This window comes from Campylobacter concisus (genome assembly GCF_002913865.1).
GTDB lineage: Bacteria > Campylobacterota > Campylobacteria > Campylobacterales > Campylobacteraceae > Campylobacter_A > Campylobacter_A concisus_AM.
This window is the reverse complement of sequence record NZ_POYX01000095.1, coordinates 13,413-30,895: the sequence shown is the minus strand read 5'-3', so window position 1 is coordinate 30,895 and position 17,483 is coordinate 13,413. Positions and strand designations below refer to the sequence as shown.

Genomic DNA, 17,483 nt, shown 5'->3' with positions numbered 1-17,483 from the left:
AATATCTTAAACTAATATAAAATAAAAATTTAAATTCAAAAATACAAAATTTGTCAGATAGCTTACGGAATTTAATCGCCAGAAGTTATAGAATTGTTTCAAAAATTTCAGGAAGGAGCGTTTGAGATGTTAAATAAAAATTTAACTATCTCTATTCATGTGATTAACAATCACTCTATTAGTGAGCAGGGCGGTCTTGCCTTGTTTTTTAGGAGGAATTTATGAAAAAACATAAATTTGTGATTGCCGATTCTAAACGCTGCATAGGATGTGCGACCTGTATGGCTGCATGTTTTAAAAGTGCTTATGAACGCGGCAAACTATCACGTGCAAGGCTAAGCGTCTTAAGAGAAGCCAGCGGTGTTATGCCGACTCAGTGCAGACAATGCGACGATGGCCCTTGCGCAAATGTATGCCCAACTGGAGCGTTGCGATTTAACGATAATTGCATCGAGCTTCACGAGGAAATTTGTATAGGTTGCAAGATGTGCACGATCGCTTGCCCTTATGGTGCGATAAGCTCAAGTGCAGAGCTTATGCCTTCAGTAAATTACGCTGTAGAGCCAAAATACTATCTTGAAGTAGAGTCACAATCAGGCGCAAAAAACATCGCAGTAAAATGTGATATGTGCTTTGGCCGTGAAAATGGACCAGCTTGCGTTGATGTATGCCCAACAAGCGCTCTTATAATGGTAGATCCAGAAGAGGGCAAACATAAGCTTGGCAAGAGGATAGACTACGAAGCAGCGAATAAATTTGCTACTAAAATTTTAAACGGACAAGGAGCATAAGATGACTACGGTTTATATGCTATTTCTTGTAAGTGCCGTCGTTAGTATCTTGCTCTACTGCGCTCCAAAAGCCGCTGTTAAAGTTGGTTTTGGACTAAGTGCTATAAGCTGCTTTTATGCGATGTGTCACTTCGTTGCAAATATGGGAGTAAGTGATAGCTTTGCTCTTATGGATGGCTTTTTGTATTCGCCAAAATTTGCACTAAATCCACTTGGAAATTTCTTCAGCTTTGTCGTTGTTTTCATCGGATTTGCAAGTAGTGTTTATGGTATGAGCTATGCAGAAGAGTACATAAAAAAAGCAAATGTTGGTGTGTTTGCATGTTTGTTTAACACATTCATCCTTTCAATGCTTCTAGTAATCAGCGCTGATAATGTATTTTGCTTTGTTGTTTTATGGGAGCTTATGACTCTTGTATCATCATTTCTTATCATTGTCAATGACGGTAAAAATACACTTAAAGCGGTTATGGTATATCTTGGTATCGCACAAATTGGTGCATTTTGTATAACCTGTGGATTGCTTATCACAGCTTACTATGCAGGAAGCTTTGAATTTAGCGCATTTATGGGTGTTAAGATGCCATTTGGCGCTTCTGCTGCTGTATTTATACTATTCTTGGTTGGCTTTGGTAGTAAAGCTGGTATGTGGCCATTCCACGTTTGGCTTCCACAAGCTCACCCAGCAGCACCATCAAACGTTTCAGCCCTTATGTCAGGCGTTATGATTAAAGTTGCTCTATTTACACTAGTTAAATTTACACTTTACCTACCACTTAGCACATATTTTGGTCTTACAATACTCGCTCTTGGTGCAGCTAGCTCACTATTTGGTGTTTTATACGCTCTTTGCCAACACGACTTTAAGGCTTTGCTTGCTTACCACTCAGTTGAGAACATAGGCATTATCTTACTAGGTCTTGGTACTGGTATCTACGGTGTTGCAGCTGGAAATTTAACACTTGCAGCAGTAGGTTTTCTAGCAGGTTGCTACCACGTAGTTAACCACGCTATATTTAAAGGTCTGCTTTTCCTTTGCGCTGGTTCAGTTATCCACGCTACTCATACACAAAATATGGACATCCTTGGTGGTCTTGCTAAAAAGATGCCATGGACAAGCCTTGGTATGTTTATAGGTATCATGGGTATCGCAGCTTTACCTCCAGTAAATGGCTTTGTTTCAGAGTGGTTTACATATCAAGGTATGCTTCAAGGTGCGATGGGAGAAGGAACATTAGTTAGATATGCATTTACACTTGGCGTCGTAGCTCTTGCGCTAACAGGCGTTTTGGTCGGTATGCACCTTAAACTTTACGCTGTTATCTTTGCAGGTACTCCAAGAGATCAAAAAATTTGGGAAAATGCTAAAGAGAGTCCGATAGGTATGGTTCTTGGTATGATCATTCTAATGATAGGCTGCGTTGGCTTTGGTCTTGGCGCAAACTACATAGTTGATTACATCATGCAAGCTGTAAATTCTATCGCTATAAGCGACTATAAAGCTAGCCTTGGTGCTATAAATGTAACTTCACCTATGGGTAGCATGATCTCAACTCCACTTATCGCTTTAGTCCTATGTGCAACTATGATTTTGCCATTTATCATCCTTGCTGTTATGAAAGCAAACAGAGATAAACCACGCGAAACTGATCCTTGGGCTTGTGGCTTTAAATATAGCTCACGTATGCAAATGACAGGTGGTCCATTCACTGGCGACCTTAGAAAAATTATGCAATGGCTATTTAGAGCTGATAAAAAAGTAGTTACTAGAAATTATTTTGACGCGGTTGAGTATCACAACCATCCAAAAGATATTTGGTGGGGAATGTTTTATGAGCCAGTCATTAAATGGTGTGTGAAATTTGCTGATAAGCTAGGTATCGTTCAAAGTGGTTATACAAATGTATATGCACTTTATATCTTGCTATATCTTTGTGTCATACTTGCTGTGGGCTACTTTTTAGTTTAGGAGACGAAAATGCAAACTATACTTTTAATGATATTTCAAGTAGTCGTTATCGTTTTGGTAGCTCCTTTGTTTGATGGTATGGCAAGAAAACTTAGAGCTAAACTTCAATCAAAACAAGGTAGCGATTTCTTTCAAACATATCGCGACATTATAAAGCTTTTTAGAAGAGGAAGAACCGTCCCTGAGTGCTCACACTGGGTATTTAGATGGGCTCCATTTTTCCTTTTTGCAACTTCAGCTGCAGTGCTAGCTGCTATACCTATCACTTATAGCAAAGACACTGTATTTGGAGCTTACTCAGATATATTTGTTATCCTCTATCTTGGTGCGCTACTTAGATTTGTATTTGGTGCAGCTTCAATGGATAGCGGCAACCCATTTGCAGCAACAGGTGGCGGTAGGGAGCAAATGCTTGGTGTTTATGTTGAGCCAGTTATGATTATGTGCTTAATCGTAGTTATGCTTGCAGCTAAAACATCAAATTTAGTTGAGATCCAAGAGATGGTAAGAACTGGCGTTATCGGATATCAAATTCCAAGTTTTGCCGTTGCTTCTATCGCATTTTTGTGGTGTATGTATGTTGAGACTGGTAGAAAGCCATTTGACTTAGCTGAAGCAGAACAAGAGCTTCAAGAGGGTGTTCTTGGTGAGTATGCTGGTAGCGACCTTGGCTTAGTTCAAGCATCACTTATATTAAAACAGTTTGCTATGATCGGACTTTTCCTAAGCATATTTGAGCCATGGAATTTTAGCAATCCTTTCTTAGCTATTATCGTTTTTGTGATAAAAACTGGAGTATTTTACGTCGCAGCTGTATTTATAGACAACTTTGGACCACGCTTTAAAATGACTTCATCTTTACGCAAAAATGCTCTTGGTGCACTTGCTATTTCGTTTGTTGCACTAACACTTTATGTAGTAGGAGCGTGAGATGCAAACACTAGATATATTAGCCATTTGCATGATCGTAACTTCGCTTGCGGTTTTTGGTCTTAGAAGCTTGAAACTCTCAATCATCGCTTATGCGATAGAGACACTACTTTTAGTTAGTATATTTTTCTTGCTATCTGAGAAATTTAACGCTGAGCAGCTAAAAACTTGGGCGATCGTTGCGTTTTTTACCAAAGTTCTTTTCGTGCCAGGAATTTTGTTCTGGCTTATCAAAAAACTTGGCGTAGTTAGCGAAGATGAGCCAGTTGGTGGATTTTTTGTAAGTCCTGTTATTGCTATGGGATTTTCTCTAGCTCTTTCAATGAGTATCCACCCTATATTTTTAAAATTCTCTCTTATCAAAGAAGAGATTATGTTAATCGCTGCTGGAACAGTCTTTATGATGGGAATTTTTGGCTTCATGCTAAGAAACTCATTTATAAAACAAATTCTAGCTTACTGCTTGTTTGAAAACGGTATCCACCTAAGCCTTGCTCTAATGGCTTACAACTCACATGAGCTAGTTGAGCTTGGTATCTTAACAGATGCGATATTTGCTGTTATCATAATGAGCGTTCTAGCGATTAGATTTTATAAAGCTTATGATAGCTTAGATACTTCTAAAGCTTCAAATTTAAGGGGTTAGAGATGGATAGTTTAGCTTTAATACTTATCTTACCGCTCCTTGGTGCTTTGATCTTGTTTTTAAGTCCTAAAAATTATGCGGTATTAAGCGGACTTCATGTCTTGTTTTCTGCTGCGACATCAGTGGCTTTACTTAACAATGTTCTTAAAGTTTTAAGTGGCGGAACTTTTTATAGTTTTGATAAATTTTTATTCTTAGATAGCTTAGGCTGTGTTTTCTTGGTACTTATCGCAGTAACTGGATTTATAGTAAATTTCTACTCTATCCATTACATGAGATGGGAACTTGAAGATGGACACATCCACTTAAGCGATCTTAAAAAATACTACGCATTAAGCCATGTATTTATCTTTACAATGACTTTAAGCGTTATCTGCAACAACGTTGCGTTTATGTGGGCAGCTATCGAGGCTACAACACTAGCTTCTGTATTTTTGGTTGCTATCCATAAAGATCAAAAATCAACAGAGAGTGGTTACAAATACATCGTTCTTTGTTCAATCGGTCTTGCATTTGCTCTTTATGCAACCGTTCTTCTATACTCAGCTACATATAGCACACTAGGAGATGGCGAGGCTTCTATGCAGTTTTCAAGCATAATGGAAAATGCTAAAAATCTAAACCCAGATGCAGCAAAACTTATCTTTGTATTTGCACTAATTGGTTTTGGTACAAAAGCTGGTCTTGCTCCAACTCACACTTGGTTGCCAGACGTTCACGCTGAAGGTCCAGCACCTATCTCAGCATTGCTATCAGGTGTGCTTTTAAAATGTGCGATGCTTGCACTTTTAAGATACTACGCTATCGCAGCTCAAGCAGTTGGATTTAGCTTTGTTGAAGGCATAATGATCGTATCAGGAACTATCACACTTTTTGTAGCGGGATTTTTCCTAATAAGACAACACAACGTAAAAAGAATGTTTGCATACCACTCAATCGTTCACATGGGTGTTATCGCATTTGCACTTGGTGTTGGCGGTAAATTTGGTCTATTTGCAGCGATATTCCACTGCTTAGCTCACAGCTTCACAAAAGCTTTGGCTTTCTGCACAACAGGCAACATAGCAAGAATTTACGGTCACAAAGATATGAGTAAGATGGGTGGCATGATTAAGATCGCACCTATTACAACTATTTTGTTTGGTGCAGCTGTATGCTCACTAGTTGGTGTTCCAGCATTTGCTATATTTGTTAGCGAATATAACGTCTTCGTTGGAGCTATCACAAGTGGTCAATATATCGCAGTTGCGCTATTTGCTATTGCACTTGCAGTTATTTTCATAGCTGACTTTGCGCACTTTAATATGGCAAGCTTTGGCGAGCCAAAAGGTGTGGTTGTTCATAATAAAGAGATGAGTTTGTTTGAAAATTTACCTCTTATAGCACTCTGTGCCCTTATCATAATCTTTGGCGTATGGCACGTAGATAGCTTTTATACGCTAGTAAATAACGGTGTTAATATAATGATGGGAGCTTTAAAATGAGAGGCGATAAATTTGTTGAAATCCTAAAAACAAAGGTAAAAATTTTAGAAGTAACTCGTCAAGCAGACGATCAGATCACAGTTTTGGTTGATAGAAACGATCTTCCACTAGCTGTTAAGACACTTTATTATGATATCGGTGGCTTTATAAGCACTATGATACCAAACGACGAGCGCCAGATAAATGGCTGCTATGCGCTTTACTATGCTATCTCAATGGAAGGTAGCAAGATGACTGAGGCGGACGACTTTGCAGCTGATGATAAGTGCTTTATCACAGTTAAAACCCTTATCCCAGGAAACGATCCGACATTTCCATCAGTTACTCCACTTGTACCAGCTTGTGTTTGGTATGAAAGAGAAGCTTATGATATGTTTGGTCTAGTAGCTGAAGGACTACCTGATAAAAGACGTCTAGTTTTAAGTGATGATTGGCCAGATGGACTTCACCCACTTAGAAAAGATGCTATGGACTACCGCTACCGCCCTGATCCAGTAGATCACAGAGATGAGCCTGATGCGGAGTTTTTATTCCCAACAGGCGACGCAGTAGTCGATGTGCCACTTGGACCACTACACGTTACATCTGATGAGCCAGGTCACTTTAGACTTTTCTGTGACGGCGATGAGATCATCGACGCTGACTACCGCTTGTTCTATCAACACCGCGGTATGGAGAAGCTAGCTGAAAACAGAATGAACTATGATCAAATGGGTTATCTTGCAGAGCGTGTTTGTGGAATTTGCGGTTATGCTCACGCTATAGCTTGTATCGAAGCAGCAGAAAAAGCTATAAAGCTTGAAATCCCACTAAGAGCTCAAGCTATACGCGTCATCTGTCTTGAGATCGAGCGTCTTCACAGCCACCTTTTAAATATCGGTCTAGCTTGTGAGGTCACTGGTAACTACAACGCATTCATGCATATCTTTAGGGTTCGTGAGTACTCTATGGAGCTAGCTCAACTTGTAACTGGCGGACGTAAAACATACGGCAACGTTGTTATGGGTGGCTTAAGACGTGATATGACAAATCATGAGATCAAAAAAGGCTTAGAGATCATCAACAAACTTGATATTCAAATTTCAGAAATTTGGGATGCAGTTTTGGAAGATAAACGCCAAATCGGACGCTGGAAAGGTGTAGGTATCTTGGACCGCCAAGTAGCACGCGACTTTAGCCCAGTTGGTCCAAATATGAGAGGCTCTGGCTTTAAACGTGATAACCGCTACGATCATCCATACGACTTCTTCAAACAGATAGAATTTGAAGTAGCAGTTGAGCATGGTTGCGACGTTTTTTCTCGTGAGATGGTTAGATATAAAGAGCTAAAAAGCTCTATCCACATCATCCGCCAATGCTTTGAGATGATGCCTCAAACTCCGATCATGATCGATCCTGTGACTATGATCAAGCCTGAGAATTTCGCACTTGGTCACGATGAAGCACCACGTGGCGAAAATGTCCACTGGATCATGCAAGGTAGCGCTCAAAAAGTATATCGCTGGAGATGTAGGGCTGCGACATATAACAACTGGCCAAGCCTAAGGTATCAATTTAGAGGAAACAACATAAGTGACGCTGCACTTATCGTTTGCTCACTTGACCCTTGCTACTCATGCACCGAGCGTGTTACTTTGGTTGATGTAAGGACTAAAAAAAGTAAAATTTTAACAGAAAAAGACCTTAAAAAATTCTGTCAAGATGGCGGGGTTAGTAAGAAGGATTTAAGATGATGAAGTTATTTGACATCACAGAAAAATATGGAAAGGCGACATACGCCTATCCATTTGAGCCATATATTGTGCCTGAGAATTTCCGCGGTCAGCCAGACTATACATACGATCTTTGTATAGGTTGTGCAGCTTGCGGTATCGCTTGCCCTAGTAACGCAATAGAGCTTAAGATGAATGATGAGCAAACAAGACTTGTTTGGCAGTTTGACTGCGGTCGCTGCATATTCTGCGGTCGCTGCGATGAGGTTTGCCCAACAGGAGCTGTTCGCCTAAGTGATAGCTTTGAGCTTGCGGTTAAATTTGACAAGAGTGCTCTTATCCAAAGAGGTGAGCTTGAGATGCAAACTTGCAAATGCTGTGGCAAGCCATTTACGCCAAAAAGGCTTATAAATTTCACTCTTGAAAAGCTTGGCACAGCAAATTTACTCCCAGGCAGACTTGAAGAGGCAAAAGAGTACCTTTTTATCTGCCCAGAGTGCAAGAAAAATCAATCTGCTGAGAGGCTAACAAAAGGCGTTGAGGAGGCTATAAAATGAGTCTATATCAAGTCCCAGAGGACATAAAAACAGCAAATGACCTAACTGCAAAGCTAGAGCATTTAAAAAATATCAAAAGAAGCTTTAGCGTTTATAGGATCGACTGCGGAAGCTGCAACGGTTGTGAGATCGAAATTTTCGCTGCTATCACTCCGATGTGGGATCCAGAGCGCTTTGGCTTTAAACTTGTAGCAAACCCAAGACACGCTGATATCTTGCTTTGCTCAGGACCAGTCACAAGACAGATGTATTACCCACTTCTTCGTGCTTACGAGGCAGCTCCAGATCCTAAGATCGTAGTTGCTTTTGGTGCTTGTGGTAGCACAGGTGGAATTTTCCACGACGCTTATAGCGTTTGGGGCGGTATAGATAAGATAATCCCAGTTGATGTCTATATCCCAGGATGCCCTCCACACCCAGCAAGTGTTATCTATGGTCTTGGTATGGCTCTTGGTATCATCGATCAAAAATTGCACAAAAAAAGCTACGAAAATGATAGCACTACGCCTCCTCCAGTTAAGAAGTCGGTAATGGGCGATATCTTGTTTGAGCGTGACTTGCATGCTGAAAGTAAAAGGCTAATGAGCTATATCTTTGGTAGAACACTATTTGAAAAATATATGGATGCTATCAAAGCCTCAAGTGATATCCACAACCCAGAGCTTGCACGTGAAGCGGTTATAGCAGCTATCAAAAAAGAAGATGATCCTAGATATGCTGAGTGTATGGCACTTTTGCATAATGACGTCTATCTAAAATACGCAAAAGCTGGTAAAAATTTTGCGATTGATGTTGATAGTGAGGTTTGGAGTAAAAGATGATACAAGTTTATAAGCTTACAAAAAGGCATATGGACGACAACGAGAAGCTTCCACGCGAGCTAAAGGAGATAAAAATTTTCTCCACTTGCGTGGGACACGGCGTTGGTACGATTGATTTTAGCGAGAAGATCTTAGAGCTAAGCGATGAGGAATTTGACGAGATGATCAAAAACTCAGGCGAATATGTGAAATTTAAGATCGGAAATTTAAGCAAGTATTTTGAAGTTGAAATTTTTGCTGAGCATATCGCTAGACTCTTGCCGCAGCTTTGTGAGTGTAAGCTTAAAGAAATTTTGGCAAATTTAAAAGAGGGATATATCGTGCTTAGGAAGGACTTTTGATGAAAAAGGCCATCCTTTGCATCGGTAATCCTATGCGTGGTGATGATGATGTTGGCAATGAAGTTGGTCGCATCGTAGAAACTGAGCTAAAAGAGTGGAAGGTCTTTTTTGGGCAAGATGTACCTGAGAATGAATTTTCAGCTATTAGAGAATTTGCGCCTGACATTTTGATAGTAGTCGATGCGATGAGCGGCTTTGATGAGGATAAGATAGAGTTTTTTGACCTAAGTGACGATAGAGACTACATCTACTCAACCCACAACCTCCCAACGCCAGTGCTTTTAAGCTATTTGCGTAAAATTTGTCCAAAGACGCTTTTTCTTGGCATTAGTGTCTTGCTTGAAAATGTCCTTGATTTTGAGGAGGGTCTAAGCGAGCAGGCTAAAAAAAGTGCCAGAAAAGCTTTTTTAAGAATTGTAGAGATTGATAAAAATTTAGTTGGTTAAATTTAGTAAGAGCTAAATTTAATCTGGGGTTTGCTAAAGATAAATTTGATCATTTTGGATTTGAAATTTAGTGTAAAACTAATTTTTAAACATTAAATTTTGACGCTAAAATGTCTATCTTTGGCACTACTTCTTTGCTTTATATTTGTTATAGATCAAAGAAGGTCAAATAAAAAGGAGACGTGATGTTAAATCCGGCAGAAACCGCTCAAGCGGTGTCAAGTTCTATGGAGCATAAAGCTCATACGCCACTTGTAAGCATTATCTTCCTTGCTATTATGGCTGGAGCTGCTATTGCAATGGGTGATATTTTCTGGGCTCACTCAACAGTTGGTATGGCTGAAAAACAGTCTATCGGTCTTTCAAACTTCATCGGTGGTATCACATTTAGTTGCGGCCTCATGATGGTTGTATTTTATGGTGGTCACCTATTTACTAGCTCTGTTTTAAGCGGTGTTAGTGCATATGATGGCAAATTGCCACTTGGCAAAACCATAAGCTACTGGGTAATTGTTTGGATATTTAACTTCGTTGGTGGCGCATTGATCGCTTATATGTACTACTACTCTGGTTTGCCACTAAAATACGACGGCTACATCTTGCAACACTTTGTACCAGCAGCTATTGGCAAGATCACAGCACCATTTCATGAGCTATTTCTTCGTGGTATCTTTTGTAACGTCTTTGTTTGTATGTCTATCTGGACTGCGACAAGCGAGAGCAACCTATCTGGTAAATTCTTTGCCATTATGTGGATGATCGGTGCATTCGTTGCTTGCTCAATGGAACACTGCGTTGCAAATATGTTTATCATCACTGAAGCTATCATCTCTAAAGCTCACTACATAGCAGCAAGTGGTGGCGACATCAACGCTGCAGCAGCTTTACTTCACACTACAGCTGATAAACTAGATGTCATCAATTGGACAAATTTCTTAAGCAAAAACTTGCTCCCAGTTACACTTGGCAACATCTGCGGTGGTCTTTTCTTTGTTGGTCTTGTTGGCTTCATGGCTAATAAATTTGATATGAAGAAAAAAGCTTAAAACTAACTTTTAGTCTTTGCTTTTATGGCAAAGGCTAAATTTTAAATTTCTCTCTTTCTTACCTTAAAAGTTTCAAAAAAATCTCTTATTTTTTATCTAAAAAATGTCACACTCATCTTAAATTTATCGTTTTAACTCCCCCTTATTTGAAAATTTGTGACATTTTTGAGTTTAAAACATCTTGGCTAATAAATTTAGAGCAATAATAAAGCTAAAATTTAATATAATCCCACGAAAAAAGGAAGGCTTATGAAAATTTTTAATGCATTTTTTACTGGCATTATATTTGTTCTTGCTCCTATTTTTACGCTATTTGTTGGAATTTACAACAACTACTTTTCATTTTATGGTATAAATGAGTATTTCAATGTGATTTTTGTGGATAATGTGCCTTTTTTGTGGCTTTTACCTGTGTTTTTTATATTTGGATATTGTTTCTTTTATGCGCCATTTAGAAAAATTTTTAGAGCCTTTTATCTGCTCCTGCTCCTGCTTTGCGCACTTAGTTGGTATCCTGATTTTGGACGAAGCTTGGGCGAGGCTTATTTTATGAGTAATCCACTTGAGATGGATCTATCTTCAAATTTACAAAACGAGCAAAAAACAAGCGGCAAAGTCCTTTATGACGGACGAAGAGAAATTTATTTTCTAAGAAGTGACAATGATAAAGTCGTTAAAATTTCAAAGTAAAGTTTTACCTTTATTTAGTTACAATGGCATAAAAATTTAAAGGTTTAAAATGCGTATAAAACTTCCACACGTACCTTATGTCTCACATAAAATAGCAATAGATCTTTTAAACTGTGGTTTTGTAAAGTTAAACAAAGGTATCGAGCCAATCGTAGCAAAAGCAAGTGAAATTTTAACTACCGACGTTCAAAAAGAAAGAGCGCTAGACGAGCGAGTAAATGAGCTTTTAGAGAAAAACGAGGACGAGATGCAAACTATGCAAATCGACCGCAAAAATATGTTTTGGCTCGTTAAAAAGAAACTTGCTGGCGAATTTGACGTCATTTTAACTCATGAAGATAGATTTAGCAATGTCGCTCACAAGATACTTGAGACTATTTGGAAGAGCGGATTGGTTGATTATAGCGTATCTGAAAATCGCGTAAAAAACGTGATATATGGCTCGATAGATGAGTATCTAAAGAGCTATGAGAAGATAGAAGATAGTGTCTATGAGATGATGCAAAACTACAAACGCAAACTTATCCCTGGAACTGACGAATACGACCTGATTTTCGAGCGTTTGTATCAAGATGAGCTTAAAAAAAGAGGAATGCTTTAATGAAAGCTTATATCTACATTGAAAACGGCGTTTTTTTAGAGGCAAAAGCCTTTGGTGCTCACGGCGAGTGTGCAGGCGAGCTCGTTTTTAATACCTCTATGACTGGCTATGAGGAGATCATGAGCGATCCAAGCTATGCTGGTCAGTTTATCGTCTTTACTATGCCAGAGATCGGCATCGTTGGCATAAACGAAGATGATATGGAGAGTCTTAGAATTCACGCAAGCGGCGTCATAATGAGAAGCTATAACGAAATTCCCTCAAACTACCGCTCGCAAAAATCTTTGGGCAAATTTTTTGAAGAGCAGGGCAAATTTGGCGTTTATGACGTTGATACTAGATATTTAACAAAGATGTTACGTGACGAGGGCGCACTTATGGCCTATATCTCAACGCAGATAAGCGATAAAGATGAGCTGAAGCGCAGACTTGAAAGCAGCGGACGCATAGAAAATATAAACTACGTAAAAACAGTCAGCGCAATGGATGAGTACGAGCATAAAAAAGGTGCTTGGGATAGAAATTTAAAATCATATAAACCGCTAAAAAGTATCGGCAAAAAGATAGCTGTTTTTGACTTTGGTGTAAAGAGAAATATCCTAAATGAGCTATGCGAAACTGGCCTTGAGGTTATCGTCGTACCACACGATACCAAGGCTGAGGTTTTGATAGAGAAATTTAAAAATGGCGAGATAAACGGGGTATTTTTATCAAATGGCCCAGGTGAGCCAAAGAATTTAAAGGCTGAGATCGCCGAGATTAAGAAGATGATAGAGGCTAGGATCCCGATATTTGGCATCTGCCTTGGTCACCAGCTGCTTTCAAATGCCTTTGGATACGAGACATATAAACTTAAATTTGGTCAGCACGGAGCAAATCATCCTGTGCTAAATTTAGAGACAAAAGCGATCGAGATAACAACGCAAAATCACAACTACAACGTGCCAGAGAGCATCGCTGAAGTAGCGGTTGTGACACATAGAAATTTGTTTGACAACACGATCGAGGGTGTAAGATACAAGGACTATCCGATCTTCTCGGTGCAACATCATCCAGAAGCAAGCAGTGGTCCTAACGAGAGCAAATATATATTTAAGCAGTTTTTAGAAATTTTATAATGCAAGATATAAGCCTCTACACGATCATCGCGGTTGCTTTTATGAGCAGCTTTAGTCATTGTGTTGGCATGTGTAGCGGGTTTTTGAGCTTGCAAGCTCTATTTTTTAAAGGCAAAAGTAAGAGTAAAATTTTAATGCTAAGCACGCTTTATAACATGGCTAGAATTTTTGCTTATGTGGCTTTAGGCGCGTTATTTGGCGCTTTTGGGGCAGCCATTAGTTTTGGTGTGCAAGCAAGAGGTATTATATTTTTCATAGTTGGCCTAGTGATCGCATTTATCGGCATCGCACTGCTTTTTAGGGGCGAGCTTTTAAAATTTATAGAGAGCGAAAAAGCACTTAAATTTATAGTAAAAATGGCAAAAACAAGTGTGCAAAAGAGAAATTTAGCAAATTTCTTGCTACTTGGCTTTTTAAATGGGCTTTTGCCTTGTGGCGTGGTCTATTATTTCTTGGCGCTTGGAATTTTAAGCGCAAATGCAGTCGATGCGTCGCTCATAATGCTTATTTTTGGGCTTTGCACCTTGCCAGCGATGCTGTTAGCTAGCTTTGTTTTTGGTTTGCTAAGAGAGAAATTTAAAGAGATCATGTTTAAGCTCTCAGCTTGCATAATGATCTTAAACGGACTTTATCTATCATTTTTAGGATATAGAGCAAATGCCTAGTTTAAATTTAGATGAAAATTTTCTATCAAGTAGCGAGGGTATGAGGATTGCTAAGCTTGCGATGATGGGCGAGATGATGGCAAATATAACCCATCAGTGGAAGCAGCCGCTAAATGAGCTAAGCCTAGTTTTATATAAGATGAAAAAGCTTGCAGGCAGCGAAGATGGCGAATTTATTGGCTCTTATGAGAGAGCTATGCAGATCATAAAGTATATGTCAGAAACTACTGATGAGTTTAGCTCGTTTTTAAACCCAAATACACTTTCGCAAGAATTTAGCCTAGCAGACGCAGCTAGAGCATCAATACAGATCGTAAAAGGCGTGATGAAAAAAGATGGCATTCGTATAGAGCTTGAGGTGCTAGGGGACTCTAAAATTTATGGTCATAAAAACAGGCTCATGCAAGTCATCATAAATTTACTAAACAACGCAAAAGACGCACTGAATTTAAAAAAGATAGAAGAAAAAAATATAAAAATAAAGATTGATAATGACGAAAAATTTGCTTACCTAAGCATAGAAGATAATGGCGGTGGCATAGATAAAAATGTGATAGATGAGATATTTAAGCCATATTTTACCACCAAAGAAAATGCCAAAGGCACTGGCTTAGGACTTTATATGTCAAAGCAAATAATCGATCAATTTAACGCAGAAATAACAGCGGGCAACAGCGACAATGGGGCCTGTTTTTTAATAAAGTTACCACACAAAGGAGAGATAGATGAATAAAATTTTAAAGAACCTAACGGTTTTGCTTGTCGAAGATGATAGCGATAGCAAAAAGATCATGCACGATGTGCTAAGTGACAATTTTGAGAAAGTTTTTACTGCTCAAAATGGCGATGAAGGTTTGAAAAAATTTAAAAAATACAACCCAAATATGGTAATTACAGATGTATTTATGCCAATTAGTGATGGACTTGATATGACAAGATATATCAAAGAAATTTCTAAAGACACACCTGTCATCGTCCTAAGTGCGCATAGCGAAAAAGAGACTTTGTTAAAGGCGATCGATGTTGGTGTTGATAAGTATCTAATAAAACCTATCATGGCAGACGATCTTTTAAAAACGATAGAAAATGTCGCAAAAAGCAAGATAGAAACTGCAAATATCATCCAAGTTGCAAACGGATATAGCTTTAATAAGATCAAGCGCGTACTTATCAGAGATGGAGTTGAAATTTCGCTTACTAAAAAAGAGCTTGCATTTATCTCACTTTTGATAAAAAGACTTGGTACGCTTGTGCTTCACGATGAGATCAAAAGCGTCGTTTGGGTTGGTGAGAGCGTTACTGAGGCAGCTATTAGAACCTTTGTTAAACGTGTTAGAGATAAGGTTGGTAACAACTTTATAAAAAATGTCCCAGGACTTGGTTACAAAATAGACAGAAGACTTTCCTAGTTAATGAGAATTTATATTAATTAAGTTATTTTATAGTCCTTATACTCTAAAATAACAAATCATTAATATAAATTTAACTAGGAGGATATTTTATGCGACCATCTCAGCTACTACACTATGATTATAGTGTAGCAAAGCTATTTATGTTTGCCACGATACTCTTTGGTATCATAGGCATGGTTGTTGGCGTAGTTATAGCTTTTCAAATGGCCTGTCCAGAGCTTAACTACATAGCCGGCGAATATTCGGCGTTTGGGAGGTTGCGTCCTCTTCATACTAATGGCATCATCTTTGGATTCATGCTATCTGGCATATTTGCCACTTGGTACTACATCGGACAGCGTGTTTTAAAGGTCTCGATGAGCGAGTCGCCATTTTTGATGTTTATCGGCAAGCTTCATTTTTGGCTATATATGCTTGTTATGATTTTAGCTGTTGTGACGCTTTTTATGGGCGAGAGCACAGCTAAAGAGTACGCTGAGCTTGAGTGGCCACTAGATATCGCAGTGGTTTTGGTTTGGGTACTTTGGGGCGTTAGTATATTTGGCCTTATTGGTATCCGCCGCGAAAAGACACTTTATATCTCAGTTTGGTACTACATCGCTACATTTTTAGGCGTTGCGATGCTATATCTATTTAACAATATGGAAGTTCCAACAAGACTTGTTAGCGGATATGGCTCATGGCTACACTCTGTCTCTATGTATGCTGGCTCAAACGACGCTTTGGTTCAGTGGTGGTACGGCCACAACGCAGTTGCATTCGTCTTTACAGTGGCTATCATCGCTCAAATTTATTATTTCTTGCCAAAAGAGAGTGGCCAGCCGATATTTTCATATAAATTATCGCTATTTTCATTCTGGGGTCTTATGTTTATCTACCTTTGGGCTGGCGGACACCACCTCATTTACTCTGCTACACCTGATTGGATGCAGACTATGGGCTCAGTCTTTTCTATCGTTTTGATCCTGCCTTCATGGGGTTCAGCGATAAATATCCTTCTTACTATGAAGGGCGAGTGGGCGCAGCTTAGAGAGAGTCCGCTTATTAAATTTATGGTTCTAGCTTCGACATTTTATATGTTCTCGACACTTGAAGGACCGATACTTTCTATCAAGTCTGTAAATGCCCTAGCACACTTTACCGACTGGGTACCAGGACACGTTCATGACGGCGCTCTTGGCTGGGTTGGCTTTATGATCATGGCGGCACTTTATCACATGACACCACGTGTGTTTAAGCGTGAAATTTACTCAAAGTCGCTAATGGAAGCTCAGTTTTGGATACAAACAACAGGTATCGTTTTATACTTTGCATCTATGTGGATTGCTGGTATCACACAAGGTATGATGTGGAGAGCGACTGATAGCTACGGAAATTTACTCTACTCGTTCATAGACACGGTAGTTGTGCTTATCCCATACTACTATATAAGGGCTATTGGCGGACTTCTTTATCTAGTTGGCTTCTTGATGTTTGCTTATAACATCTACAAATCAACTTCTGCTAAAGCTATCTTAGCAGAGCCAAAAAGCGCTTCGCCAATGGGCGGCGGGGCAAAAGCTAGTGCGGAGGTGATGTGATGTTTGCTTGGTTAGAAAAAAATCCATTCTTTTTTGCAGTTTGTGTATTTGTCGTCATCGCTTATGCTGGTATAGTTGAAATTTTACCAGACTTTGCAAACAGAGCTAGACCGCTTGAGGGCACAAAGCCTTACACCGTCTTAGAGCTAGCTGGCAAAAACATCTATATGCAAAATGGCTGCAACACTTGCCACTCTCAAATGATCCGTCCGTTTAAAGCTGAGACTGATAGATACGGCATGTACTCGCTAAGTGGCGAGTTTGCATACGATCGTCCACACCTTTGGGGCTCAAAAAGAACGGGACCTGATCTTATGCGTGTGGGTAACTATAGAACGACTGACTGGCATGAAAATCACATGCTAAATCCAGCCTCAGTAGTGCCAGGCTCGATCATGCCAGCATATCCATTTTTGTTTAAGAAAAATGCTGATATCGAGACTGCTTACGCTGAAGCGCTAACGGTTAAAAAGGTCTTTAACACGCCTTATGACGAAAAAGATATGCCAGCACTTGGCACGTTAGAGCAGACAAATGCTAACGTCAAGGCCGAGGCTGCAGCTATAGTTGAAAATATGAAAGATGAGCAGGTAAAAAGTGCATTTGCAAAAGGTGAAATTCGCCAGATCGTAGCACTGATCGCTTATCTAAATAGCCTAAAGTAGGAGCGTAAG

Annotated in this window: 19 protein-coding genes; all 19 read left to right on the top strand. The window is 39.3% G+C overall.

Going from position 1 to position 17,483, the window contains the following annotated elements; genetic code table 11:
• Nucleotides 1-221 precede the first annotated feature (221 nt).
• Nucleotides 222-791, top strand: a complete 570-nt coding sequence (locus tag CYP77_RS06310) for a 4Fe-4S dicluster domain-containing protein (RefSeq protein ID WP_002939266.1) — start codon at nucleotides 222-224, stop codon at nucleotides 789-791.
• 1 nt (nucleotide 792) lies between these two features.
• Nucleotides 793-2,760 (top strand): proton-conducting transporter membrane subunit, encoded by a 1,968-nt coding sequence (locus CYP77_RS06305; RefSeq protein ID WP_009294858.1) that lies wholly within the window; start codon nucleotides 793-795, stop codon nucleotides 2,758-2,760.
• Between the two features lie 9 nt (nucleotides 2,761-2,769).
• Nucleotides 2,770-3,690: a respiratory chain complex I subunit 1 family protein gene (locus CYP77_RS06300; protein WP_002939300.1), complete on the top strand. Its 921-nt coding sequence runs from the start codon at nucleotides 2,770-2,772 to the stop codon at nucleotides 3,688-3,690.
• Nucleotide 3,691: 1 nt separating this feature from the next.
• Nucleotides 3,692-4,336, top strand: a complete 645-nt coding sequence (gene hyfE, locus CYP77_RS06295) for a hydrogenase 4 membrane subunit (protein ID WP_012001181.1) — start codon at nucleotides 3,692-3,694, stop codon at nucleotides 4,334-4,336.
• Between the two features lie 2 nt (nucleotides 4,337-4,338).
• Entirely contained in the window at nucleotides 4,339-5,820 is a 1,482-nt protein-coding gene (locus CYP77_RS06290; protein WP_103567765.1) for a hydrogenase 4 subunit F, read from the top strand.
• Nucleotides 5,817-7,553: an NADH-quinone oxidoreductase subunit C gene (locus tag CYP77_RS06285; protein ID WP_103567766.1), complete on the top strand. Its 1,737-nt coding sequence runs from the start codon at nucleotides 5,817-5,819 to the stop codon at nucleotides 7,551-7,553. The genes CYP77_RS06290 and CYP77_RS06285 overlap by 4 nt, the downstream gene beginning before the upstream one ends.
• The gene (locus CYP77_RS06280; RefSeq protein ID WP_002939210.1) at nucleotides 7,550-8,089 is read left to right on the top strand and encodes a formate hydrogenlyase complex iron-sulfur subunit; all 540 of its coding nucleotides are present in this window, start codon (nucleotides 7,550-7,552) and stop codon (nucleotides 8,087-8,089) included. Before CYP77_RS06285 ends, CYP77_RS06280 begins: the two co-directional genes overlap by 4 nt.
• Nucleotides 8,086-8,910: an NADH-quinone oxidoreductase subunit B family protein gene (locus CYP77_RS06275; RefSeq protein WP_103567767.1), complete on the top strand. Its 825-nt coding sequence runs from the start codon at nucleotides 8,086-8,088 to the stop codon at nucleotides 8,908-8,910. Before CYP77_RS06280 ends, CYP77_RS06275 begins: the two co-directional genes overlap by 4 nt.
• Nucleotides 8,907-9,251: a formate hydrogenlyase maturation HycH family protein gene (locus tag CYP77_RS06270; RefSeq protein ID WP_002939326.1), complete on the top strand. Its 345-nt coding sequence runs from the start codon at nucleotides 8,907-8,909 to the stop codon at nucleotides 9,249-9,251. The genes CYP77_RS06275 and CYP77_RS06270 overlap by 4 nt, the downstream gene beginning before the upstream one ends.
• Nucleotides 9,251-9,697 carry a hydrogenase 3 maturation endopeptidase HyCI gene (locus CYP77_RS06265; protein WP_021087517.1) on the top strand — a complete coding sequence of 149 codons (447 nt, stop codon included), beginning with the start codon at nucleotides 9,251-9,253 and terminating at the stop codon, nucleotides 9,695-9,697. Before CYP77_RS06270 ends, CYP77_RS06265 begins: the two co-directional genes overlap by 1 nt.
• Before the next feature lie 185 nt (nucleotides 9,698-9,882).
• Nucleotides 9,883-10,743, top strand: coding sequence for a formate/nitrite transporter family protein (locus CYP77_RS06260; protein WP_103567768.1), 861 nt, complete (start codon nucleotides 9,883-9,885; stop codon nucleotides 10,741-10,743).
• Nucleotides 10,744-10,992: 249 nt separating this feature from the next.
• Nucleotides 10,993-11,433: an isoleucyl-tRNA synthetase gene (locus tag CYP77_RS06255; RefSeq protein WP_103567769.1), complete on the top strand. Its 441-nt coding sequence runs from the start codon at nucleotides 10,993-10,995 to the stop codon at nucleotides 11,431-11,433.
• Between the two features lie 49 nt (nucleotides 11,434-11,482).
• The gene (locus CYP77_RS06250; protein WP_012001188.1) at nucleotides 11,483-12,034 is read left to right on the top strand and encodes a DUF507 family protein; all 552 of its coding nucleotides are present in this window, start codon (nucleotides 11,483-11,485) and stop codon (nucleotides 12,032-12,034) included.
• On the top strand, nucleotides 12,034-13,152 hold the full coding sequence (gene carA, locus CYP77_RS06245) for a glutamine-hydrolyzing carbamoyl-phosphate synthase small subunit (RefSeq protein WP_103567770.1): 1,119 nt from the start codon (nucleotides 12,034-12,036) through the stop codon (nucleotides 13,150-13,152). Before CYP77_RS06250 ends, carA begins: the two co-directional genes overlap by 1 nt.
• A complete protein-coding gene (locus CYP77_RS06240) occupies nucleotides 13,152-13,817 on the top strand; it encodes a sulfite exporter TauE/SafE family protein (RefSeq protein ID WP_103567771.1) in 666 nt (221 codons plus the stop codon). The genes carA and CYP77_RS06240 overlap by 1 nt, the downstream gene beginning before the upstream one ends.
• Nucleotides 13,810-14,550, top strand: coding sequence for a sensor histidine kinase (locus tag CYP77_RS06235; protein WP_103567772.1), 741 nt, complete (start codon nucleotides 13,810-13,812; stop codon nucleotides 14,548-14,550). Before CYP77_RS06240 ends, CYP77_RS06235 begins: the two co-directional genes overlap by 8 nt.
• A complete protein-coding gene (locus CYP77_RS06230) occupies nucleotides 14,543-15,226 on the top strand; it encodes a response regulator transcription factor (protein ID WP_012001191.1) in 684 nt (227 codons plus the stop codon). Before CYP77_RS06235 ends, CYP77_RS06230 begins: the two co-directional genes overlap by 8 nt.
• A 92-nt stretch (nucleotides 15,227-15,318) precedes the next feature.
• On the top strand, nucleotides 15,319-16,809 hold the full coding sequence (gene ccoN / locus CYP77_RS06225; RefSeq protein ID WP_103567773.1) for a cytochrome-c oxidase, cbb3-type subunit I: 1,491 nt from the start codon (nucleotides 15,319-15,321) through the stop codon (nucleotides 16,807-16,809).
• On the top strand, nucleotides 16,809-17,474 hold the full coding sequence (gene ccoO, locus CYP77_RS06220; protein WP_103558642.1) for a cytochrome-c oxidase, cbb3-type subunit II: 666 nt from the start codon (nucleotides 16,809-16,811) through the stop codon (nucleotides 17,472-17,474). The genes ccoN and ccoO overlap by 1 nt, the downstream gene beginning before the upstream one ends.
• The last annotated feature ends 9 nt before the right edge of the window (nucleotides 17,475-17,483 follow it).